This is a genomic window from Salmonella sp. NW722 (assembly GCF_051702785.1).
Classification (GTDB): domain Bacteria; phylum Pseudomonadota; class Gammaproteobacteria; order Enterobacterales; family Enterobacteriaceae; genus Salmonella; species Salmonella enterica.
The window spans coordinates 109,474-132,336 of record NZ_JAMMIN010000007.1 but is presented as its reverse complement, the minus strand read 5'-3'; the positions used below and the strand labels follow the sequence as shown (position 1 = coordinate 132,336).

Annotated in this window: 23 protein-coding genes; 7 read left to right on the top strand and 16 right to left on the bottom strand. The window is 52.4% G+C overall.

Annotation, left to right across the window (positions count from 1 at the left end; all coding sequences use genetic code 11):
* Positions 1-82 precede the first annotated feature (82 nt).
* The 4 genes from nuoB to lrhA form a co-directional block, all read right to left on the bottom strand.
* Entirely contained in the window at positions 83-745 is a 663-nt protein-coding gene (gene nuoB, locus NA330_RS18155) for an NADH-quinone oxidoreductase subunit NuoB (protein ID WP_000386728.1), read from the bottom strand.
* Between the two features lie 15 nt (positions 746-760).
* Positions 761-1,204, bottom strand: a complete 444-nt coding sequence (gene nuoA / locus NA330_RS18150; protein WP_000062993.1) for an NADH-quinone oxidoreductase subunit NuoA — start codon at positions 1,202-1,204, stop codon at positions 761-763.
* Between the two features lie 394 nt (positions 1,205-1,598).
* Positions 1,599-1,751, bottom strand: coding sequence for an STM2329 family putative cytoplasmic protein (locus tag NA330_RS18145; RefSeq protein ID WP_031608332.1), 153 nt, complete (start codon positions 1,749-1,751; stop codon positions 1,599-1,601).
* A 79-nt stretch (positions 1,752-1,830) separates the two neighbouring features.
* Complete coding sequence (gene lrhA / locus NA330_RS18140) at positions 1,831-2,769, bottom strand: transcriptional regulator LrhA (RefSeq protein WP_000606288.1); 939 nt, start codon at positions 2,767-2,769, stop codon at positions 1,831-1,833.
* Positions 2,770-3,702: 933 nt separating this feature from the next.
* On the opposite strand from lrhA, the gene alaA reads away from it, so the two are divergent.
* Together alaA and yfbR are read left to right on the top strand one after the other, a co-directional pair.
* Positions 3,703-4,917 (top strand): alanine transaminase AlaA, encoded by a 1,215-nt coding sequence (gene alaA, locus NA330_RS18135; RefSeq protein WP_000074540.1) that lies wholly within the window; start codon positions 3,703-3,705, stop codon positions 4,915-4,917.
* Positions 4,918-5,010: 93 nt separating this feature from the next.
* On the top strand, positions 5,011-5,610 hold the full coding sequence (gene yfbR, locus NA330_RS18130) for a 5'-deoxynucleotidase (protein ID WP_000813882.1): 600 nt from the start codon (positions 5,011-5,013) through the stop codon (positions 5,608-5,610).
* Between the two features lie 91 nt (positions 5,611-5,701).
* Here the strand turns inward: yfbR and NA330_RS18125 are convergent, their stop codons facing one another.
* The 4 genes from NA330_RS18125 to yfbV all read right to left on the bottom strand — a co-directional run bounded on the left by NA330_RS18125 (position 5,702) and on the right by yfbV (position 9,307).
* Complete coding sequence (locus NA330_RS18125; RefSeq protein WP_023241872.1) at positions 5,702-7,528, bottom strand: SLC13 family permease; 1,827 nt, start codon at positions 7,526-7,528, stop codon at positions 5,702-5,704.
* Positions 7,529-7,604: 76 nt separating this feature from the next.
* Entirely contained in the window at positions 7,605-8,282 is a 678-nt protein-coding gene (locus NA330_RS18120; RefSeq protein WP_001555201.1) for a sugar phosphatase, read from the bottom strand.
* On the bottom strand, positions 8,275-8,769 hold the full coding sequence (locus tag NA330_RS18115) for a YfbU family protein (RefSeq protein ID WP_000426135.1): 495 nt from the start codon (positions 8,767-8,769) through the stop codon (positions 8,275-8,277). The genes NA330_RS18120 and NA330_RS18115 overlap by 8 nt, the downstream gene beginning before the upstream one ends.
* Before the next feature lie 82 nt (positions 8,770-8,851).
* Complete coding sequence (gene yfbV, locus NA330_RS18110) at positions 8,852-9,307, bottom strand: terminus macrodomain insulation protein YfbV (protein WP_000106617.1); 456 nt, start codon at positions 9,305-9,307, stop codon at positions 8,852-8,854.
* A 339-nt stretch (positions 9,308-9,646) separates the two neighbouring features.
* On the opposite strand from yfbV, the gene ackA reads away from it, so the two are divergent.
* The 3 genes from ackA (at position 9,647) to yfcC (ending at position 14,808) form a co-directional block, all read left to right on the top strand.
* Positions 9,647-10,849: an acetate kinase gene (gene ackA, locus NA330_RS18105; protein ID WP_000095692.1), complete on the top strand. Its 1,203-nt coding sequence runs from the start codon at positions 9,647-9,649 to the stop codon at positions 10,847-10,849.
* 76 nt (positions 10,850-10,925) lie between these two features.
* Positions 10,926-13,070, top strand: coding sequence for a phosphate acetyltransferase (gene pta / locus NA330_RS18100; protein WP_000086692.1), 2,145 nt, complete (start codon positions 10,926-10,928; stop codon positions 13,068-13,070).
* A gap of 217 nt (positions 13,071-13,287) precedes the next feature.
* Complete coding sequence (gene yfcC, locus NA330_RS18095; RefSeq protein ID WP_000117932.1) at positions 13,288-14,808, top strand: putative basic amino acid antiporter YfcC; 1,521 nt, start codon at positions 13,288-13,290, stop codon at positions 14,806-14,808.
* Positions 14,809-14,856: 48 nt separating this feature from the next.
* Here yfcC and NA330_RS18090 read toward each other — a convergent pair whose 3' ends face one another.
* The 5 genes from NA330_RS18090 to NA330_RS18070 form a co-directional block, all read right to left on the bottom strand.
* Positions 14,857-15,810, bottom strand: a complete 954-nt coding sequence (locus NA330_RS18090) for a transketolase family protein (RefSeq protein ID WP_000593034.1) — start codon at positions 15,808-15,810, stop codon at positions 14,857-14,859.
* The gene (locus NA330_RS18085; protein ID WP_001103257.1) at positions 15,803-16,633 is read right to left on the bottom strand and encodes a transketolase; all 831 of its coding nucleotides are present in this window, start codon (positions 16,631-16,633) and stop codon (positions 15,803-15,805) included. Before NA330_RS18085 ends, NA330_RS18090 begins: the two co-directional genes overlap by 8 nt.
* The gene (locus tag NA330_RS18080; RefSeq protein ID WP_001518515.1) at positions 16,630-18,021 is read right to left on the bottom strand and encodes a PTS ascorbate transporter subunit IIC; all 1,392 of its coding nucleotides are present in this window, start codon (positions 18,019-18,021) and stop codon (positions 16,630-16,632) included. Before NA330_RS18080 ends, NA330_RS18085 begins: the two co-directional genes overlap by 4 nt.
* Positions 18,022-18,041: 20 nt before the next feature.
* Positions 18,042-18,314 carry a PTS sugar transporter subunit IIB gene (locus tag NA330_RS18075; RefSeq protein WP_000699818.1) on the bottom strand — a complete coding sequence of 91 codons (273 nt, stop codon included), beginning with the start codon at positions 18,312-18,314 and terminating at the stop codon, positions 18,042-18,044.
* Between the two features lie 80 nt (positions 18,315-18,394).
* Complete coding sequence (locus tag NA330_RS18070) at positions 18,395-18,838, bottom strand: PTS sugar transporter subunit IIA (RefSeq protein WP_000901810.1); 444 nt, start codon at positions 18,836-18,838, stop codon at positions 18,395-18,397.
* Positions 18,839-19,090: 252 nt separating this feature from the next.
* Here NA330_RS18070 and NA330_RS18065 point away from each other — a divergent pair, with 252 nt between their 5' ends.
* Positions 19,091-20,110 carry a LacI family DNA-binding transcriptional regulator gene (locus NA330_RS18065; protein WP_000026949.1) on the top strand — a complete coding sequence of 340 codons (1,020 nt, stop codon included), beginning with the start codon at positions 19,091-19,093 and terminating at the stop codon, positions 20,108-20,110.
* Between the two features lie 5 nt (positions 20,111-20,115).
* On the opposite strand, the gene yfcD is transcribed toward NA330_RS18065, so the two are convergent.
* From yfcD to yfcF, 3 genes are read right to left on the bottom strand one after another with little or no spacing between them, the layout of a single operon-like run.
* Positions 20,116-20,670, bottom strand: a complete 555-nt coding sequence (yfcD, locus tag NA330_RS18060; protein WP_000230215.1) for an NUDIX hydrolase YfcD — start codon at positions 20,668-20,670, stop codon at positions 20,116-20,118.
* Between the two features lie 56 nt (positions 20,671-20,726).
* Complete coding sequence (yfcE, locus tag NA330_RS18055) at positions 20,727-21,278, bottom strand: phosphodiesterase (protein ID WP_000772461.1); 552 nt, start codon at positions 21,276-21,278, stop codon at positions 20,727-20,729.
* A 55-nt stretch (positions 21,279-21,333) separates the two neighbouring features.
* A complete protein-coding gene (gene yfcF / locus NA330_RS18050) occupies positions 21,334-21,978 on the bottom strand; it encodes a glutathione transferase (protein WP_000043012.1) in 645 nt (214 codons plus the stop codon).
* A 142-nt stretch (positions 21,979-22,120) separates the two neighbouring features.
* Between yfcF and yfcG the strand changes: the two genes are divergently transcribed.
* On the top strand, positions 22,121-22,768 hold the full coding sequence (yfcG, locus tag NA330_RS18045; RefSeq protein WP_000566561.1) for a GSH-dependent disulfide bond oxidoreductase: 648 nt from the start codon (positions 22,121-22,123) through the stop codon (positions 22,766-22,768).
* The last annotated feature ends 95 nt before the right edge of the window (positions 22,769-22,863 follow it).

The following is a 22,863-nucleotide window of genomic DNA, read 5'->3' as shown; positions in this document are numbered from 1 at the left end:
AATGGTCCGTGGTGGTCGGCAGTGCTTCGCGCTATTAAAATAGTGGTTAGCGAAGTGAAGTGCTGCTGCCGACAGGCGCAAATTAAATCTCGTCCGGGGTACGCAGGTTCGTGACGGCAATACGCTCGCCGCGTTTACGTTCGCGTTCTGGCTGCATATTGGCGCGATACACGCCCTGATCGCCCACCACCCATGAGAGCGGACGGCGCTCTTTGCCAATCGATTCTTGCAGCAGCATCAACGCCTGCATATACGCTTCCGGACGCGGCGGACAGCCAGGGATATACACATCCACCGGGATGAACTTATCAACGCCCTGCACTACCGAATAAATATCGTACATGCCGCCGGAGTTGGCGCAGGCGCCCATAGAAATGACCCATTTTGGCTCCAGCATTTGGTCATACAGACGCTGAATAACCGGGGCCATTTTGGTAAAGCAGGTACCGGCCACCACCATCAGGTCAGCCTGACGTGGCGACGCACGCAGCACTTCCGCGCCGAAACGGGCAACGTCATGCACTGCGGTAAAAGAGGTCACCATCTCTACATAGCAGCAAGAAAGGCCGAAGTTGTAGGGCCAAATTGAGTTTTTACGGCCCCAGTTAACCATGTCATGCAGTTTGCCCATGAACACGTTTTTGTTAACTTCCTGCTCCAGGGGGTCGGTTACGATCTCCTGTTTTTGCAGGGGGTAACGGTCATTCTCACCGTTAGGATCTATGCGGGTGAGCGTATAATCCATCTTAATGCCTCGCGGTTAGCGTTGACGATTAGCGATACTGTTCGTTTCCGGGTTCATACGCTCGCGGCGTGAACGCGCGGGCGTCCAGTCCAACGCGCCAATACGCGCCAGATAAACCAGACCAGCCAGTAACACAAAAATAAAAATTGCAGCTTCCACAAAGCCAACCCAGCCGCTTTCGCGGATAGAAGTCGACCATGCGAACAGATACAGCGCTTCAACGTCGAAGATAACGAAGAACATGGCTACCAGGTAAAACTTGGCAGACAGGCGTAAGCGGGCGGTGCCGACCGAGTCGATACCTGATTCAAACGGAACGTTCTTGTGCCTCGCGCGTGCGCGACCGCCCAAAAACCAACCGCCTACCAGCATCAGGCAGCACAGGCCAATGGCAACGATAAGAAAGATAGCGAATGCCCAGTGATGAGCGATGACTTCAGTGGATGTTGACATACTCATTGCTTACTCATCAAAAGTAGCGCCAGTTTCTCTGCTCTTTACGGCAGATGGGCGCCACATCGATTCATGGGGAGGAATAAAAAAAACCCTACAATTACTGTAGAAAATGATAAAAACAGCTAATTGATGTGGTTTTTTACTCCTTTCTATAACCTTTTGTCAACTTTAACAAAAGTTCCTTCACATTAATTTACATCAATTCATCACCATTAACATTAAGTGCCATCCTGGAGAAAATGACTCTTCGACCAGGGGGGATTTTATGTTGTTGAATCGTGTCCGTTGTGAAGCAAAAGAAATAACACACACCTATTTTGACAGGAATTTGTGAAGATGCCTCCCCCTAAATGGGAGTATTTTCTTGATCTGTGACACGCTTTTGTTAATTCACCCCCTAAAACAGCAACAATTTCTCTAGTTTTTTAACATGCAAATTCATAAAATGGATGTTCTGGTTATTTTTTACCCACATTGACCTGCGAATTGCTACTGGCTGATTTACCGCAACTTTTACAATTTGTGCGGTTAAGCGCGTACAGATGGGCACAAAAAAAGAGCCACTGAGCGTTTTTTCATCGCCAGCGGCTCTTTTTTACATTTACGACTTAGCGCCTTTTGCCTGCGAGCTACTCAAAACCCCCTTCCACCATCAGCGGATCATCTCCGCCCTCTGCAGAAAACTGGTTGTAATGCCATGGGTTTTGATAGCTTTCCATCGCATGGAAAATCACCATCGCCAGCTCGTTCTGGCTATTGGGATCGCGGCACAACAGATATTCCGTATCCGGCAAAGGCGGTAATCCGTCTGCGGCGCCCAGCACGCGAAGGTCGGGACTCATCATTTCGACAGGTCGAGCCGTTACGCCAAGACCGGCTTTAACGGCCGCGCGTACCGCCGGTAATGTAGACGCCACATAGGCCAGCCGCCAGGGAATACCCGCTGCATTTAGCGTCTCCAGCACCATATCGCGGAATGGGCTGGGATCGTCCAGCAGGACTAATGGTACGGGCTCTCCCCTTTGCAAAACATACTCAGCCGCACAATACCAATGGGTGGGCGAGGTCCGCAAATTCAGACAGTCCAGCGAATGAGGTTGGTTAGTCGTCACCACCAAATCTACTTCCTGCGATTTAACCATGTCCACCATATAGGCGTTGCGTTTTACCCGTACATCAAGCGCGAGTTTCGGATAAACCGAGCTGATTCGGCTAAGCAAAAAAGGCAGGATAGTATCAGCTGATTCATCAGAAGCGCCGATTGTTAACACTCCCTGAAGATTACTGAACATTAATGATGAACACGCCTCATCATTAAAACGCAGGATTTTTCTGGCGTACCCCAGAAGCTGGATACCGTGTTCGGTCAAAAGTTTGTTACGGCCATGGCGGGCGAACAATTCCTTTCCCACGAGTTGCTCAAGACGCTGCATTTGCTGACTGACCGCAGACTGAGTACGACATACCGCCGCCGCCGCCGCGGCGAAGGTGTTCAGATCGGCAACGGCCACGAACGTTCTCAGCAGATCGAGATCGAGGTTAATTATCGGACGATTTGCATTTATCATAATTTTTCACTTACTGGCGGGTCATATCGGGCTGACCTGGTTAATGCTGTGCATTCAGAAACAAGCAATTCCATTTGTAATGTGCATCCTTCGCAGTACCGCCTGGTTACCCAGGTAAATGTTAGAATGTAATTGAAAATACGACCAAAACACTTCTCTTACTTACTGATATAATACCAAATGCAACTGATTGGGATATATCAAAGAGAATGTGTCATACCTTTAGGCGTCTACAGATTTCTGCTAATGATGGACGTGTAAATCTTGTAACAAGCGTCAAATAGTTTACCGAGACGCACAGATACAAAAAACAATATATTGAACAATAGGTTATGTATAAAATCGCGTCATGAAAATTAGCAGACAACGCAGACTACGCCCCCGTTTCGGATCATTATCTTAACCTAAAACCGCTATATTTATAAGTATTATTACGAATAATCTTAATCTTGGATATGTTATACTAATCGGACCAGAAAGATATTATTACGACTTTAGTAAATGCTTTTTAAATATTAAATAATAATTAATTAAGATTTCTACCATTCATTAATTATACTTAACAATAGTTTCACACCCCCCGCCGCCGGAAAGGTCTAACCTTCTCATTTTACCTTTAATACTCAGTATTTCCGAAATAGCCAGCGCGACACTAATGATGAATGCTTATCTCTCATAAAACAGATAATTTCTGACAACATAAAAAACCACATTACGCGCAATCATATAGAATAAAACACTATACATACAGACAAAAATAGAAAATGCATCTAACCAAATGATTTTATGAAGTTTTAAACAGCACGAAAGCGCGTTAAAAATAAACAAAATCTTCTTCTGTTCACTCTTCAAAACTCACCGTCGTGGGAGTACATTGTTTCGTGCTGACTTCCACGGCAGGGAGTGGCAATAACAGCTAAAAGGTCAAGATTCATGTCCCCCATTGAAAAATCCAGCAAACTCGAAAATGTCTGTTATGACATTCGTGGCCCCGTTCTGAAAGAAGCGAAACGCCTTGAGGAAGAAGGTAATAAAGTTCTTAAACTGAATATCGGCAACCCCGCCCCCTTCGGATTCGAAGCGCCGGACGAAATTCTGGTCGATGTCATTCGTAATTTGCCGACGGCGCAAGGATATTGCGACTCGAAAGGGCTTTATTCCGCCCGTAAAGCGATTATGCAGCATTATCAGGCCCGTGGAATGCGCGATGTAACCGTGGAAGATATCTATATCGGTAACGGCGTTTCCGAGCTGATCGTTCAGGCGATGCAGGCGTTGCTTAACAGTGGCGATGAAATGCTGGTTCCCGCGCCCGATTATCCGTTATGGACAGCGGCGGTATCGCTCTCCAGCGGCAAGGCGGTACATTATCTTTGCGATGAATCTTCCGACTGGTTCCCGGACCTTGACGATATCCGCGCCAAAATCACCCCACGTACGCGTGGTATTGTCATTATTAATCCAAACAACCCTACTGGCGCCGTCTATTCTAAAGAATTGTTGATGGAAATTGTCAACATTGCGCGCGAGCATAATCTCATCATCTTCGCCGATGAAATTTATGACAAGATTCTCTATGACGATGCCGAGCATCACTCTATCGCCGCACTGGCGCCTGATCTGCTGACCATCACCTTTAATGGGTTGTCTAAAACCTATCGCGTCGCCGGCTTCCGCCAGGGCTGGATGGTGCTGAACGGGCCGAAAAAACATGCGAAGGGCTATATTGAAGGGCTGGAGATGTTAGCCTCAATGCGCCTGTGCGCCAACGTCCCGGCGCAACATGCTATTCAGACCGCGCTCGGCGGCTATCAAAGCATTAGCGAATTTATTCTGCCGGGCGGTCGACTGTATGAACAGCGTAACCGCGCCTGGGAGTTGATTAACGATATTCCCGGCGTTTCCTGCGTAAAACCGCGCGGCGCGTTGTACATGTTCCCCAGGATCGACGCTAAACGTTTTAATATTCACGACGACCAGAAGATGGTGCTGGACTTCCTGCTACAGGAAAAGGTGCTGCTGGTGCAAGGTACCGCCTTTAACTGGCCGTGGCCGGATCACTTCCGCATTGTGACGCTACCGCGTGAAGATGACCTGGAGATGGCCATCAACCGTTTTGGGCGTTTCCTCTCAGGTTACCATCAATAATCTTAAATTCAGGCTACTTCGGTAGCCTGAATTGCATCTTCATCCCCCTCCCCGCACAATGAAGTCTGCCGCAGTGAAAACAAAAGGTAATCTATGAAGCAGAGCCATTTTTTCGCCCATCTCTCCCGCATGAAGTTGATTAACCGCTGGCCGCTGATGCGTAACGTGCGTACAGAAAACGTCTCCGAACATAGTCTGCAGGTGGCGATGGTCGCCCATGCGTTGGCGGCGATAAAAAACCGTAAATTTGGCGGTCAGCTCAATGCTGAACGCATCGCGCTTCTGGCGATGTATCATGATGCCTCGGAAGTACTGACCGGCGATCTGCCGACGCCGGTAAAATATTTTAATTCCCAGATAGCCCAGGAATATAAAGCGATCGAAAAAATCGCCCAGCAAAAGCTGGTTGATATGGCGCCGGATGAATTACGCGATATTTTCGCACCGCTTATTGATGAGAATGCCTGGAGCGAAGAAGAACAGGCAATCGTAAAACAGGCCGATGCGCTTTGCGCCTACCTGAAATGCCTGGAGGAGCTCTCAGCGGGAAACAATGAGTTTGGCCTGGCAAAAACGCGGCTGGAAAAAACGCTGGAATTACGTCGCAGCCAGGAGATGGACTATTTTATGGCGGTGTTCGTACCAAGTTTCCATCTCTCTCTTGACGAGATAAGCCAGGATTCACCGCTTTAGTTGCCGGATGGCTGCTAACGCCTTATCCGGCCTACCGTTCTTCCCGTAGGCCTGATAAGCGTAGCGCCATCAGGCCTTTTCCTGTCTGGGGTTAAAACGGAAACAACATCGGAATCATCACAATACAAACCGCCATCACAATAAGCGTGAACGGCACGCCAAGCTTCACAAAATCGCTAAAGCTATAGTTTCCCGGCCCCAGAACCAGAGTATTCACCGGCGATGAAACCGGCGTCATAAAGGCGGCGGATGCCGCCATCGCCACCGCCATCGCAAACGGATAGGGCGACACCCCCATCGATTTCGCCGCCGCCAGCGCAATCGGCACCATCAGCACCGCCGTTGCCGTGTTAGAAATGAACAGTCCTATGACGGCGCACAGCACGAACAGGCATCCCAGCATCATATACGGCCCATAGCCGCCGCCGATATTCATTAACCCTTGCACGACCAGAGAGACGCCGCCGGTTTTTTGCAACGCCTGCGCAAACGGCATCATACCCACAATCAAGATAATGCTCGGCCAGTGGATCGCTTTATATGCGCTTTCAGCATCAATACAGCGAAATTTTCCCATCAGCAGGCAGGCGATAATCGCCGCGATCGGGTTGGGAATTTCATCGGTCAACATCAGCGCCACCATCAGTACCAGGCAGAAAATGGCGTGCGGCGCCTGGCTGTGCGCAGGAGAGGCTTCGCTGACCTCGACCGGCATATTCAGCACCACAAAGTCGCGGCCTTTTTGCCCCAGCAGGCTGATTAACTTCCAGTTCCCCACGACCAGAATGATATCGCCCATCAATAACGGCTCATCGGCCAGCGACCCTTCCAGCGCGACGCCGTCGCGTTTCAGGCCGACCACATTCAGCCCGTAACGTGTACGGAAAGCGATTTCACGCACCGACTTGCCAATCAGTTCAGACTCCGGAATAAGCGAAATTTCCGCCATCCCGACATCCAACGCCTGATCGGAAAAATATTCTCCACGCAATACCATCGGTTCCAGCAGTTGCTCGGCGCAGAACTCTCTGAGGTCAACCTCCGCCGCCGACATATCAATCAGCAGAACGTCGCGAGCGCGAAACTCCGATACGCCGTTCACATTGACGATAACCCGCCGAAAGCGCCGCCAGCGTTCAACGCCGATGACATTGGCGCCGTAACGTTCGCGCAGTTTAAGGTCGTCCAGCCGCTGTCCCACCATTGGCGAACCGGGGCGAATCGCCAGACGGCGAGCGCGCCCTGTCAGACGGTACTCGCGGATAAGATCGCGGAAAGTGCGCCGCTTACCGGCCTGTTGTCCGGGCGCATCGCCTTTTAGCATGAAGCGCATCACCAGCATATAAACAATGCCGAGCGCCAACACCACTATCCCCAGCGGCGTCACGCTAAAAAAGTTGAACCCGTGCAGGCCTTCACGCAGCAGTTCACTGTTAACCACCAGGTTCGGCGGCGTCGCCACCAGCGTCATCATTCCGCTGATAAGCCCGGCAAAACTCAGCGGCATCATCAGGCGCGAAGGCGAGGTTTGCATATGCATAGAAACGCTAAGAACAACGGGGATAAAAATCGCCACCACGCCGGTTGAACTCATGAAAGCGCCAAGTCCGGCGACGGTGATCATCAGTAAAACCAGCATTTTGATTTCACTGCTGCCCGCCATTTTAACCAGCCAGGTACCGACCACCGTCGCAACGCCGGTGCGCACGAGGCCGTCGCCAATAATAAATAAGGCGGCGATAAGAATGACATTCGGATCGCTAAAGCCGGAGAAGGCTTCCGGAAGGGTCAAGGTACCGCTAAGGACAAAAGCAACAATGACGAATAAAGCCACCGCATCCATACGTACTTTGCCCGTCGCAAACAACACGACGGCAATCGCCAGTAAAGAGAGAACCCAAATCAATTCACCGTTCACAACATATCCTTGTCAGATGAGAAGATAACGCGATTCTGCCATAAATATGCCCCGCCAAAGCGGGGCGATATCATGATCAGGTCTTTCTTAACACCACCACATCGCCGTTTGGTTGTTTAGCGACCGATAATTGCGTCAGGCTATCCAACGCAAAATCAACATCCGCCAGACGCGGCGTGTCGGCCGGCGCATTGACCGCAATGACGTGGCAGCCCGCAGCCAGTCCGGACAGCACGCCAGCCGGGGCATCTTCTACTACGACGCACTCCTGAGGGGCCAGGCCAAGCAGTTGTGCGCCCAGCAAATACGCATCCGGCTCCGGTTTGCCGCGTTTGACTCGTTCGGCGGTGACAAACACCTCTGGCGCTGGAAGGCCCGCGACCTGATGGCGCGCACGCGCGACCGGCATTGAACCGGAGGTGACGATAGCCCACGGAATGCCCGCTTTATTCAGGTGATTGAGTAAATCGACTGCCCCCGGCAACGCGGTGATCCCTGCGGTTTCAGTGGCTTCTATTTGCTCCAGGCGCGTAAACTCAGCGGCAATTTCCGCCTCCGATTTACCCGCCATAAAATGCCGCAACGAGGTGATCGCCTGTTTGCCATGAATAAAGCCCAGCACCTCATCATGAGCAAGGTTAAAACGATCGGCCCAGCTACACCACGCGCGTTCGACGGCAGGTAATGAGTCAACCAACGTTCCATCCAGATCAAACAGAAAACCTTTACACTGCACGCGAGCCTCCTCAGGCATTAATGATTTGATTGATTTCATTCGCGCTCAGGTGGTACTGACGCGGGCAGGCATGCCAGACATTCAACATCCGCTGGTATTTTTCCCACATCGGCGTCTGGGCATTAAAGCCGTGCGTCCCGGCGTCAAAGTGAGTGTAGCGTCCTTCTATATTCACCATAAAACGGACATAGCCGAGGTAACGCGCTTCCGTCGCGGCGTCAAACCCCAGGAAGGTGACGCGACGTTCGTCGATGGCTTGCGTATCTTTGAGGTTGGTCCAGGAGACGTGCAGCGCATGGTACATCTCCATAATATCGATGATGGTACGACAGGTCTCTTCCGTCAGCTCGCCAAACTCGCGATCCAGCTCGCGCATCTGCAGGCCGTAGCCGCGTTCAATAATTGTTTGTAAGCGACGGTAACGCTCGGCGTTGGTGGGATCGAGCATCGTCATCATTTTGTACTGGTTAGACAAAATCAGACGTTGCGCGTTGGTCATTTCCATTTTGAACTCCTGTATCACGCTATGGCGATGAAAAAAAGAAGGCATTGGTATGCCTTCTTTTATATGCGTAATCCGGGGTCAATTACAAATCATCCAGGAAAGTTTTATCCAGTTGTTTGAAGGCGCGCTTAAGCGTGTCAGCTAATGCCTGGTAATCCGGCTTTCCTTCTACCGGCGCCAGCGCTTGTCCAGCCTCCTGCAATTTACCGCGAACTTCGTAAAACCAGTTAAGGATTGAAGGCGGCAATGGCGTCACAGAACGTTTCCCTAACCACCATAATCCCTGCATAGGCAAGCTCAGGGCGAACAGGGCGGTCGCCACGGCCGGACCTAACTGACCGCCCAGCGCTATCTGCCAGCATAATGTAAAGACGGCGACAGGCGGCATAAATCGTATGGCATAGCGCGTCATACGAATGACGCGGTTTTCGACGAAAACGGGCGCCAGCCGCTTTTCCATCGGCCACGTCTTCGCGTAGTGCTGCCCCCGGCGAAATAAGCTAAAAAAATTTACGGAGCGATTATCCGGTGTCGACATGGCCTACCTCAACTTCACATATAAAATTTAAAAAATTTGTGCAAAACAACAACTGCGAGGGACAACGTTCAAAACATTTTGTCTTCGATACCCACTATCAGGTATCCTGTGTCGGCCTGTCAAAGGCCGGTAGTTTAAAATCATTGAGTCGTCAATATTACACATAGTATGCCATTGGCTGAAAAATACGCAAAATGGCATAGACTCAAAGGTATTTCTTCCATCATGCCCAAAAAAACTCCTGCGCATGATGTTAATCATAAATGTCAGGGCTATCATGCGCTACGCTCTATGGCTCACTGACGTTTTTTTAGCCACGTATCATAAATAGGTACTTCCATGTCGAGTAAGTTAGTACTGGTTCTGAACTGCGGTAGTTCTTCACTGAAATTTGCAATTATTGATGCAGTTAATGGTGATGAATACCTTTCTGGTTTAGCCGAATGTTTCCATCTGCCAGAAGCACGCATCAAATGGAAAATGGACGGCAGTAAACAAGAAGCGGCTTTAGGTGCAGGCGCCGCTCACAGTGAAGCGCTGAACTTTATCGTTAACACTATTCTGGCACAAAAACCAGAACTGTCTGCGCAGTTAACTGCAATTGGTCACCGTATCGTACACGGCGGCGAGAAGTATACCAGCTCCGTAGTCATTGATGAGTCCGTCATTCAGGGCATCAAAGATTCCGCCTCTTTCGCACCGCTGCATAACCCGGCTCACCTGATTGGTATCGCCGAAGCGCTGAAATCTTTCCCGCAGCTGAAAGATAAAAACGTTGCAGTATTCGACACCGCCTTCCATCAGACCATGCCGGAAGAATCTTACCTGTATGCCCTGCCGTACAGCCTGTATAAAGAACACGGCGTTCGTCGCTATGGCGCACACGGCACCAGCCACTTCTATGTAACTCAGGAAGCGGCAAAAATGCTGAACAAGCCGGTAGAAGAACTGAACATTATCACCTGCCACCTGGGCAACGGCGGTTCTGTTTCCGCTATCCGTAACGGTAAATGCGTGGATACCTCTATGGGTCTGACCCCGCTGGAAGGCCTGGTCATGGGTACCCGTTCCGGCGATATCGACCCTGCGATTATCTTCCACCTGCACGACACTCTGGGCATGAGCGTGGATCAGATCAACAAAATGCTGACCAAAGAGTCCGGTCTGCTGGGTCTGACTGAAGTGACCAGCGACTGCCGTTATGTTGAAGACAACTACACCACCAAAGAAGACGCAAAACGTGCGATGGATGTTTACTGCCACCGCCTGGCGAAGTACATCGGTTCTTACACCGCTCTGATGGACGGTCGTCTGGATGCAGTCGTGTTCACCGGCGGTATCGGTGAAAACGCCGCGATGGTTCGCGAACTGTCTCTGGGTAAACTGGGCGTGCTGGGCTTTGAAGTCGACCACGAACGTAACCTGGCGGCCCGCTTCGGCAAATCTGGTTTCATCAACAAAGAAGGTACCCGTCCGGCGGTGGTGATCCCAACCAACGAAGAACTGGTTATCGCGCAAGACGCGAGCCGTCTGACTGCCTGATTTCACACCGCCAGCCTCGCTGGCGGTGCTGTTTTGTAACCCGTCCCCAAAAGACGGTAACGAAAGAGGATAAACCGTGTCCCGTATTATTATGCTGATCCCTACCGGAACCAGCGTCGGCCTGACCAGCGTCAGCCTCGGCGTCATCCGTGCTATGGAACGCAAAGGCGTTCGTCTGAGCGTCTTTAAGCCTATCGCCCAGCCTCGCGCTGGCGGCGATGCGCCTGACCAGACCACCACTATCGTTCGCGCGAACTCTACCCTGCCGGCGGCTGAACCGCTGAAGATGAGCCACGTTGAATCTCTGCTCTCCAGCAACCAGAAAGACGTGCTGATGGAAGAGATCATCGCGAACTACCATGCGAATACCAAAGACGCGGAAGTGGTGCTGGTTGAAGGTCTGGTTCCGACCCGTAAACATCAGTTCGCTCAGTCTCTGAACTATGAAATCGCGAAAACGCTGAATGCGGAAATCGTTTTTGTCATGTCTCAGGGTACCGACACGCCAGAACAGCTTAACGAGCGTATCGAACTGACGCGCAGCAGCTTCGGCGGCGCGAAAAACACCAACATCACCGGTGTTATCATCAACAAACTGAATGCGCCGGTTGATGAACAAGGCCGTACTCGCCCGGATCTGTCGGAGATTTTTGACGACTCTTCCAAAGCGCAGGTGATCAAAATCGATCCTGCTAAACTGCAGGAATCCAGCCCGCTGCCGGTTCTGGGCGCGGTGCCGTGGAGCTTCGACCTGATTGCGACCCGCGCTATCGATATGGCGCGTCACCTGAACGCCACCATCATTAACGAAGGCGATATCAAAACCCGCCGCGTTAAATCCGTTACGTTCTGCGCGCGTAGTATTCCGCATATGCTGGAACATTTCCGCGCAGGATCGTTGTTAGTGACCTCCGCTGACCGTCCGGACGTACTGGTCGCAGCTTGCCTGGCCGCGATGAACGGCGTAGAAATCGGCGCCCTGTTGCTGACCGGCGGCTATGAAATGGACGCGCGCATTTCTAAACTGTGCGAACGCGCATTCGCCACCGGTCTGCCGGTCTTTATGGTGAACACCAACACCTGGCAGACTTCGCTGAGCCTGCAAAGCTTCAATCTGGAAGTCCCGGTTGATGACCATGAGCGCATCGAGAAAGTTCAGGAATACGTCGCGAACTACGTTAACGCTGAGTGGATCGAGTCGCTGACCGCCACTTCCGAGCGTAGCCGTCGTCTCTCTCCGCCGGCGTTCCGCTACCAACTGACTGAGCTGGCGCGTAAAGCCGGTAAACGCGTAGTGCTGCCGGAAGGCGACGAACCGCGTACCGTCAAAGCGGCGGCAATCTGCGCTGAACGCGGCATCGCCACTTGCGTACTGCTGGGCAACCCGGATGAAATCAACCGCGTCGCGGCATCTCAGGGCGTTGAGCTGGGCGCAGGTATTGAAATCGTCGATCCGGAAGTGGTGCGTGAAAGCTATGTCGCTCGCCTGGTTGAGCTGCGTAAGAGCAAAGGCATGACCGAACCGGTTGCCCGCGAGCAGCTGGAAGACAACGTGGTGCTCGGCACGCTGATGCTGGAGCAAGACGAAGTCGACGGCCTGGTTTCCGGCGCGGTTCATACCACCGCCAACACCATCCGTCCGCCGCTGCAGCTTATTAAAACGGCGCCAGGTAGCTCCCTGGTCTCTTCTGTGTTCTTTATGCTACTGCCGGAGCAGGTTTACGTTTACGGCGACTGCGCAATCAACCCAGACCCGACTGCAGAGCAGCTGGCAGAAATCGCGATTCAGTCTGCGGATTCCGCCATTGCCTTCGGCATCGAACCGCGTGTGGCAATGCTCTCCTACTCCACCGGCACCTCTGGCGCGGGCAGCGACGTAGAGAAAGTACGTGAAGCGACGCGTCTGGCGCAGGAAAAACGTCCTGACCTGATGATCGACGGTCCGTTGCAGTACGACGCCGCGGTCATGGCTGACGTAGCGAAATCCAAAGCGCCGAACTCGCCGGTTGCGGGTCGCGCTACCGTGTTCATTTTCCCGGATCTGAACACCGGTAACACCACCTACAAAGCGGTACAGCGTTCTGCCGACCTGATCTCCATCGGGCCGATGCTGCAGGGTATGCGCAAGCCGGTGAACGACCTGTCCCGTGGCGCGCTGGTTGACGATATCGTCTACACCATCGCCCTGACGGCAATCCAGGCTTCTCAACAGCAGCAGTAACAGTAAAAGCTAATGCCGGATGGCGGCGTGAACGCCTTGTCCGGCCTACAGGTGAAATACCGTTGTAGGCCGGATAAGACGCGTTAGCATCGCCATCCGGCATTCTGCTATTTACCCTGCAAAGCGGAATTTTTTGCTTAACTGCGCTGCATCAATGAATAACTATTCCCTTCTTCTCATACTTAGCCTCTTTGCTTTGCAACAGGGATAGTCTGTCATGTCTGTCGTTACAGAATCAAAAACAGCCAGAAAATGGGCAATGCCCGATACGCTGGTCATCATCTTTTTTGTCGCCATTTTAACCAGTATCGCCACCTGGGTCGTCCCCGTTGGGATGTTTGATAGCCAGGAAGTGCAGTATCAGGTCGATGGTCAGACAAAAACCCGCAAAGTCGTCGATCCGCACTCTTTTCGCATTGTGACCAATGAGGCCGGGGAAGCGCAGTATCATCGCGTACAATTTTTCACTACCGGCGATGAAAGACCAGGGCTGATGAATTTTCCGTTTGAAGGGTTAACATCCGGATCGAAATTCGGCACTGCCGTCGGCATCATTATGTTTATGTTGGTGATTGGCGGCGCATTCGGCATCGTGATGCGTACCGGCACCGTGGATAACGGCATTCTGGCGCTTATTCGCCACACACGGGGCAACGAAGTCCTGTTTATTCCGGTGCTATTTGTCCTCTTTTCGTTAGGGGGCGCCGTATTTGGCATGGGCGAAGAGGCGGTCGCCTTTGCAATTATCATAGCCCCGCTGATGGTCAGGCTGGGCTATGACAGCATTACCACCGTCCTGGTGACCTATATCGCCACCCAAATTGGCTTTGCCAGTTCGTGGATGAACCCTTTCTGCGTAGTCGTCGCCCAGGGGATTGCCGGCGTGCCGGTACTTTCCGGCTCCGGGCTGCGTATTGTGGTCTGGATTGTCGCCACGCTGATTGGGCTGGTTTTTACGCTGGTCTACGCCTCACGCGTGAAAAAGAATCCGCTGCTGTCCCGCGTCCACGAATCCGATCGCTATTTCCGCGAACAGCAGGATGAAGTCGTCCAGCGCCCTTTCACCTTTGGTGACTGGCTGGTACTGCTGGTCCTGACCGGCGTAATGATTTGGGTCGTCTGGGGCGTGATTGTCCACGCCTGGTTTATTCCGGAGATCGCCAGCCAGTTTTTCACCATGGGCGTGGTGATCGGCCTCATCGGCGTTATCTTCCGCCTCAACGGTATGACGGTCAACGTGATGGCGTCCTCATTCACCGAAGGGGCGAGGATGATGATCGCACCCGCCTTGCTGGTGGGTTTTGCCAAAGGCATTCTGCTGCTGGTCGGCAACGGCGAAGCCGGGGAACCCAGCGTGCTCAATACGTTGCTTAACAGTATCGCGCATGGCATCAGCGGGCTTAATAATGCTATCGCCGCCTGGTTTATGCTGCTCTTCCAGGCGGTATTTAATTTCTTTGTCACGTCCGGTTCGGGCCAGGCGGCGTTAACCATGCCATTACTGGCGCCGCTCGGCGATCTGGTCGGCGTTAACCGTCAGGTGACTGTTCTGGCCTTCCAGTTTGGCGATGGCTTCAGCCATATTATCTATCCGACATCGGCCTCGCTGATGGCCACGCTGGGCGTGTGCCGGGTCGATTTTCGCAACTGGCTGAAAGTGGGGGCGTCGCTGCTGGGACTACTGTTTATTATGTCCAGCGTGGTCGTCATTGGCGCGCAGATGATGGGATATCATTGATCCAAAATGCCGGATGAGCACCAGCGCCATCCGGCAATATCTCCATGATTAAAGCAGTGATTTCGCGGCTTCTACAATCGCTGCGGCGGTGAGTCCGTACTCTTGTTGTAAGAAATCCTGCGTTCCTACCTGCCCATAACGCTCTTTGACGCCAACACGGCGCATCGGCACCGGGCAGTTTTCCACCAGCACTTCCGCCACCGCTGACCCCAGTCCATTATGGATGCTGTGGTTTTCACACGTGACGATACGCCGCGTTTTTTCCGCGTAGTTTTTCACCAACATGCGATCGATAGGCTTTAAGGTGAACATATCAATGACCGCGGCGCTCACACCTTCCTGCTCCAGTTGGCGCGCCGCCTCCAGCGCCTCCGCCACCATAATGCCGTTGGCGATAAGCGTAATATCATCGCCCTCGCGCAGTACGTTGCCCTTGCCAATGGTAAAGGTAGAGCCTGGCGCATAGATACTCGTCGCCTGCTTACGGATGGTACGCAGCCAGTAAAAACCGTCCAGGTCCATTAGCTGGCGTAAAATATCCGCGAACATCACCGCATCCGTCACCTCCAGTACTACGGAGTGCGCCAGCCCGCGAACAATCCCCATATCTTCAAAAGACATATGGGTGCCGCCGTTATGGCACGCCGTCACTCCGGCATCGGAGGCGATCACTTTGACGTTGTTACGCTGATAATCCAGCGCCATGAAGAGCTGATCAAAACAGCGACGGCTGGCAAAAGCGGTAAAGGTATGCACAAACGGTTTGCGACCGGTCAGCGCCAGTCCCGCCGCCGTGCCAATCACATTCGCCTCCATAATACCGCAGTTAATGACATGCTGCGGGTAGTCACGCGCCACGCTGTCCATCGCCATTGAGCTCATTAAATCAGCCTCAAGCGCAATAATTGGGCTTCCAGCCTCAATCTGCCCGGCGACAAAACCGGCGTAAACTTTGCGCATTTCGATATCGTCTTTAAGCCCTGCGGGCGCAAGCTTAATCATGCATGACCTCCAGTTGATGAATGGCCTCATTGAGCGTCTGCTTCATGCCATCCGTCAGGCGTAAGTGGTGAGAATTCGTTAACTGCTCCAGGCATGGCACCCCCTGCCCTTTAATGCTGTCAAGGATCACAACCCGTGGCCGGGCATCGGCGGGCGGCACAGGCTGAACCACCGCCAGTAGTCCGGCGATATCATCGCCTTTGACGGTGACGACATCGAAACCAAACGCACGGAATTTCCCTTCCAGATCGAACGGATTGATAATCTCCTCCAGTTCGCCGTCAAGCTGCTGTTTATTCCAGTCAATGAAAACGGTCAGATTATTCAGGCGGTGGTGGGCAATAAACTGAAACGCCTCCCAGCACTGCCCTTCATTGAGCTCGCCATCGCCGACAATGCAAAATACCCGGTTGGGTCGCCGCGCCAGTTTATGCGACAACGCCATTCCGCCCGCAATAGAGATGCCCTGTCCCAGTGAGCCGGTCGTGGCGTCCACGCCGCGCGTTTTTAGCCGATCCGGATGGCTGGGCAGACGGGTGCCGTTCTGGTTAAGCGTATTCAGCTCTTCGAGCGGGAAATAGCCTTTAATCGCCAGGGTACTGTACAACGCGGGGCCCGCATGGCCTTTCGACAGCACGAAGTAATCGCGCTCCGGCCAGTCCGGGTCGGCAGGGTCGATTTTCATCACCGCGCCGTACAGAACCGCCAGCGTTTCCACTACCGACATGCTGCCGCCATAGTGACCAAAGCCAAGATGGTTTAAGGATTTGAGCGTGGCGACGCGAATGTCGCGCGCCAGTTGGGTGATTTCGGTTACGTTCATTCTTTCGCTCCGCTATTTTCCTGCACTTCGGCATTCGCTTTTTTGTTTTTGGCCAACACGTTGTACGCCACCAGTAGCGCGAATAGCGCCACCACCAGCCCCGTGATAGCCATCGGCGACAGATAACGCGCCAGGTTGCCCAGCAAAATACCGATTACGCCAAAGTCAGCATCCGAGAACGTGGTATTGGCGAAGCCGATCGCGCCGAGAACCGGCAGTAACAGCACTGGCAGGAAAGTGATTAATAGACCATTAGCAAATGCGCCGATCATCGCCCCGCGGCGACCGCCGGTGGCATTGCCAAAGACGCCTGCGGTCGCGCCGGTAAAGAAGTGCGGCACAACGCCTGGCAGGATTAACACAAGCTTCATCTGTCCAAGCAGGAACAGACCCACCAGCCCGCCGAGAAAACTGAACAGGAAGCCAATCAGTACCGCGTTAGGGGCATAGGGATACACCACCGGGCAGTCCAGCGCCGGACGCGCGTTTGGCACCAGTTTTTCTGAAAAGCCGGTAAAGGCCGGAACAATTTCCGCCAGAATCAGACGGACGCCTTGCAGAATGATGAATACGCCGGCGGCGAAGGTGATTGCCATGATGATGGCGTACACCAGATAGTTTTGCCCGCCGCTAAACGTCGCTTCGACATACTCACGCCCTGCGCTGACTGCCATGATCAGATAGATAATCATCATGGTCAGCGAAATCGAGATAGAACTGTCGCGTAAAAAACTGAGGTTTTTCGGCAGGTTCATCTCTTCCGTGGAGCGGGAGCCTTTACCACACAGGCTGCCAATCCAGCCGGAAAGCACATATCCCAGGGTACCGAAGTGACCAAACGCAATGTCATCGGTACCGGTAATCCGCCTCATATAACGTTGGGCCAACGCCGGGAAGAAGGCCATCACCAGCCCCAGGATCAGCGATCCGGTGAAGACCAGCCCTACGCCCTCAAACCCCGCCACGGTCAGGATTACGCCAATCATACAGGCCATGTAAAAGGTGTGATGCCCGGTCAAAAAGATATATTTAAGACGCGTAAAGCGCGCCACGACAATATTGGCCACCATACCAAATGCCATAATTAACGCCGTGGACGCGCCATATTTTTCCAGCGCGATTGAGACTATCGCTTCATTATTAGGAATAATGCCCTGAATATTAAAAGCGTGTTCAAACATACCCCCTAGTGGATTTAATGAACCCACCAGTACGGTTGCGCCGCCGCCAAGCACAATAAAACCTAAAATGGTTTTAATCGTGCCTTTTACCACATCTGAAAACGCTTTTTTCTGCGCCACCAGACCAATCAGCGCAATTAACCCTACAAGCACCGAGGGCACTTTTAAAATATCAACAACAAAATTCAGCGTTTCAAGGATAAACATATCCACCTCGCCAGCAATAATTATTGTTTAGCGAACCATGCGCGCAGCTGCGTTTCCAGTTCGTTGATGTCGATGATGTTATTGATCACCACCAGTTGGCTTTCCGGTACGCTGGCGCTGGCCGCGATATCTTTGGCCATTACAAAAAGATCGGCAGCCCCGGGCGTGGCCGATGAAAGATCGGAGTGTTCCACCTCGGCGTCAATATTGAGTTTCTTTAATACTTTTTTAATGTTCATTTCTACCATAAAACTACTACCCAGGCCGGAACCGCAAATTGCCATGATTTTCATTATTGTCACCTTTTAAAAGTAGAGTTGGTCTGCATCACGCACGGGCGTAATGTTATTTACCGCAAGAAAATGGAATAAAATCAGAAACGGTCAATAATCGTTTTAATGTCCTCCAGGTTTTTTGCCTGATGTAATTTTTCCATATCTACATCACTGGAAAATAATTCCGCCAGCGCCGATATCATTTCGATATGACTGTGCTTATCAGGCGCCGCCAGCATAATAATGATGTCAACCGGATCGAATTCGTCTGCGCCAAATGAAACGCCGCGCTGTAGTTTCAGTAACGATAAACCTAACCCTTTCGCCCCCTCTTCCGGCCTCGCATGCGGCATCGCTAACCCTGGCGCTAATACATAATACGGCCCAAGCTTTTGGTGCTGCTGAACAATCGCCGTAATGTATTCCGGTGCGATAACACCTGCGTCCAGCAGGGGTTTGCCGCAAATTTCCAGCGCCTGCGGCCACGTTTCCACGCTCTCCTGTAGCGTGATGGTTGCGTCAGATAACCAGGTTCCCAGCATGTTATTCGCCCCCACGGTGTATGAAATTATGAACAAACTTTATTCAAGCCATTCGATATTAGCTGCGATCGTTATCACAAAGATAGCGCTACCAGCGACTATTACTCAGAATTGTGATAGCGCTATCAAATTAAAATCATGGTGTGAAATCACAGCAAAAAAGCGGATTTAAGGCGTATACTGCCAGTCATGCGAAGCAAAGAACGACAATAAAAAAGCATCTCAACATGTTGTAATGACGCAGGAATTTGTATGTCGATACCCCGTAAACGGCGCAGTACCGGTAAAGTGACTATCGCCGATGTAGCCCAACTTGCCGGTGTAGGCACGATGACCGTATCACGAGCCTTACGCACGCCGGAACAGGTCTCTGATAAACTCCGGGAAAAAATCGAAGCGGCAGTGCATGAGCTGGGCTATATGCCTAATCTCGCCGCCAGCGCGCTGGCGTCTGCCTCCTCGCACACCATCGCAATGGTCGTACCGAACCTTGCGGAAGCGGGGTGTTCTGAAATGTTCGCCGGGCTGCAACAAATTTTACAGCCCGCAGGCTACCAGATTATGCTGGCGGAATCGCAGCATCGCGTGGAACAAGAGGAGAAGCTGCTCGAAACGCTGCTGGCCTCCAACATTGCCGCGGCGATTCTGCTTAGCGTCGAACATAGCACTACCGTGCGCCAGTGGCTGAAAAATGCCTCTATCCCGGTGATGGAGATGGGCGCGATTCGCAGCGATCCTATTGATATGAATATCGGTATTGATAACGTTGCGGCAATGTATGAGCTGACGGAAATGCTGATTCAGCGCGGTTATCAGAATATCGGGCTGCTATGCGCCAATCAGGAGCAGTGGATTTTTCAGCAACATCTGCACGGCTGGTACAAAGCGATGCTTCGCCACCATATGTCGCCAAACCGGGTGATTAATGCCGCTTTGCCGCCCAATTTTTCTACCGGCGCGTCGCAACTGCCGGAGTTTTTACTGGCGTGGCCGGAGCTGGACGCGCTGGTATGCGTATCGGATGAGCTGGCCTGCGGCGCGTTATACGAGTGCCAACGACGGCGGATCAAAGTTCCGGACGATTTAGCGGTGGTCGGGTTTGGCGATAGCGATGTCAGCCGGGTCTGCCAGCCGCCGTTAACCACCATGGCCGTACCGCACCGTAAGATTGGCAGTGAAGCCGGACGGGCGCTGTTGGAAAGGTTAAATCAGGGAAACTGGAGCGATCGAAAATCCATCGCCTCCAGTTTATGTATGCGGGAAAGCTGCTAAAACGCTTATTCCGTCTCTTCCGGTTTCTCCTGAAGCGCAGCTTCGTTTTTGGCGTTGCGGGTCATCCACAGCGCCAGCGCTTTGAGCGAGTCCGGCGTAAACTCATCACAGCGCGCGGTGATCTCCTCCGGAGTCAGCCAACACACTTCGCTGACTTCATCTTCCTGAAGCGCGAAAGGCCCGTGGGAAACGCAGCTAAACAGCGCGCCCCAAACCCGGCAATGTTGGTCTTCAAAGTAAAACAGACCGTGTTCGGCAAACGGCACGCCTGCAATACCCAACTCTTCTTCTGCTTCGCGGCGGGCAGATTCCAGTAGCTGCTCATCAGCCTGGACCACGCCGCCTGCGGTAGCATCTAACATACCGGGCAAAAAATCTTTTGTTTCGGTACGACGCTGCACCAGAATTTTACCCATACCATCATGAACGACGATATACGTCGCACGATGCCGTAAGCGTTGCGCACGCATCTGTTCCCGGCTGGACTGTGCAATGACTTCATTGTCTTCATTCACAATATCCACCCATTCCGTACTTGCCAAACGACGCTGTTCCACCATCAGGAAACCTTCTTATTTCTGGCGCTCTTACGGCGCATTTACGTTTGTGAGGTAAATTACGAGTTAATTGCAACCTGCGCAATGATACTTTGATCATTGAGTGCGATTACGCTCAACACATTATCATCCAGAATACCGTAGCTTGCCGCATACCCGCCTTTCGGAATGCTCACTGACCCAGGATTAAAGTGATACAGCCCTTCCTGCTGTTGCGCCACTGGCAGATGCGTATGACCATAAACCAACACATCGCCAGTATGCAGAGCGGGCGGATTCGTCGGCCCGAAGAGGTGCCCATGCGTTAAAAATAGCCGCCTCTCTTGCGTCAATATTTGCTGCCACGGCGCAGTTATCGGGAAATGCAGCAGCATCTGATCCACTTCGCTATCGCAGTTGCCGCGCACGGCAATGATTTGCGTCGCCACCGCGTTCAGGCGTTCGGCGACCTGGGCGGGCGCATAGCCTTCAGGCAGCGCATTTCGCGGCCCGTGGTTAAGGACATCGCCTAATATCACCAGCCAACGCGCGCCGCTTTGCGCGAACCGCTCAAGCACGCGTTCCGTGGCGGGTAAAGAACCATGAATGTCCGATGCGAACATCAGTTTCATCGCTCACTCCTCGTTGTGAAAAACGGCGTTATGATACTGGAATATGAATAGATTTTCAGCCTGAACGCTTCGAGGAAAGCGCAATAAAACGCTGTACGGAAGCACGCTGCCACTGGAATGTCGCATACGCCGCCAGCGACGTCGGCACGTCATCGCCATGCAGCGCCAGACGATTGATCATCAATGCCAGATCGGTATCGGCAATGCACCATTCACCAAATAAATTTTGCGTCCCCTGCCCCAATAGCGCTTCAGCCGTCGCAAACAGTTTTGCCGCGCTGGCTTTTCCAGCCTCGCTTAGCGGCGCTTTTTTCGCCCCGGCAAACACCACGTCGGTAGGCCGTTCTTCGCGAAGCGGTAGTAAATCGCTGCGTAGCCACGCCTGAATCTGTCGCGCGCGGGCGCGTTTTTGTAAATCGTGCGGGTAGATACGCTCCCACTGCGGCGGCGCGAAACGCTCCTCCAGGTATTCCGCAATAGCGGACGACTCGCTCAGCTCAAAATTGTCGGCCTCAAGCACCGGTACGCGCTGCGTCAGCGCATATCCCCGCCAGCCAGGTTGCAGATGTTCTCCCTGGTCCAGATCGCGGGTTTTCAGAGTAAAGGAAAGCCCTTTTTCTTGTAATGCCACCCAGGCGGACAAGACGTAGGGAGAGAAAAAGTTCGCATCCGACCACAGCACAATAACAGGCTTACTCATAATGTCCTCTTGAGGGCGTATTAAGTTTCCTCCCAAAATATAGCGTCTTTCGCCTGCTGTCACCTGATGAAAACTCACACACATCAGGAGGCTTTCTATACTTAATTCAGCCCAGACTCTTTACGCACATGCAGGAGCCAAAATGATTGACCTTTACTACGCCCCCACGCCCAACGGGCATAAAATAACGCTGTTTCTGGAAGAGGCGGAGCTGGCGTATCGTTTGCTAAAAGTAGATATCAGCAAGGGCAATCAGTTTCGCCCTGATTTTTTGGCTATCTCTCCCAATAATAAAATTCCTGCCATCGTCGATCACGCCCCGGCAGACGGCGGTCAACCGCTTAGTCTTTTTGAATCCGGCGAAATTCTTCTCTACCTGGCGGAAAAAAGCGGCAAACTGCTTAGCGGGGAGCTGCGTGAACGCCATACCACGCTGCAATGGCTGTTCTGGCAGGTCGGCGGGTTAGGGCCGATGCTGGGCCAGAATCATCACTTTAACCATTTTGCGCCGCAGGCCATCCCCTATGCGATTGAACGCTATCAGGTTGAAACGCAACGCTTATACAACGTCCTGAATAAACGCCTGGAAACCTCCCCGTGGCTGGGCGGCGACCACTACAGTATTGCGGATATCGCCAGTTGGCCGTGGGTTAACGCACATCAGCGTCAGCGAATCGATCTTGATAGCTACCCGGCGGTGTATAACTGGTTTGAACGCATTCGCACGCGTCCTGCGACAGCGCGCGCACTGTTACAAGCGCAACTGCACTGTAACAGTACGAAAGCGTAACGCGGTAGCATACATCATGTATGATGTAGAGGTGTATACACGGAAAAAACCTGCGTCCGGCACCCTTATTCGTATTAAAAACCTGACATTAGGGA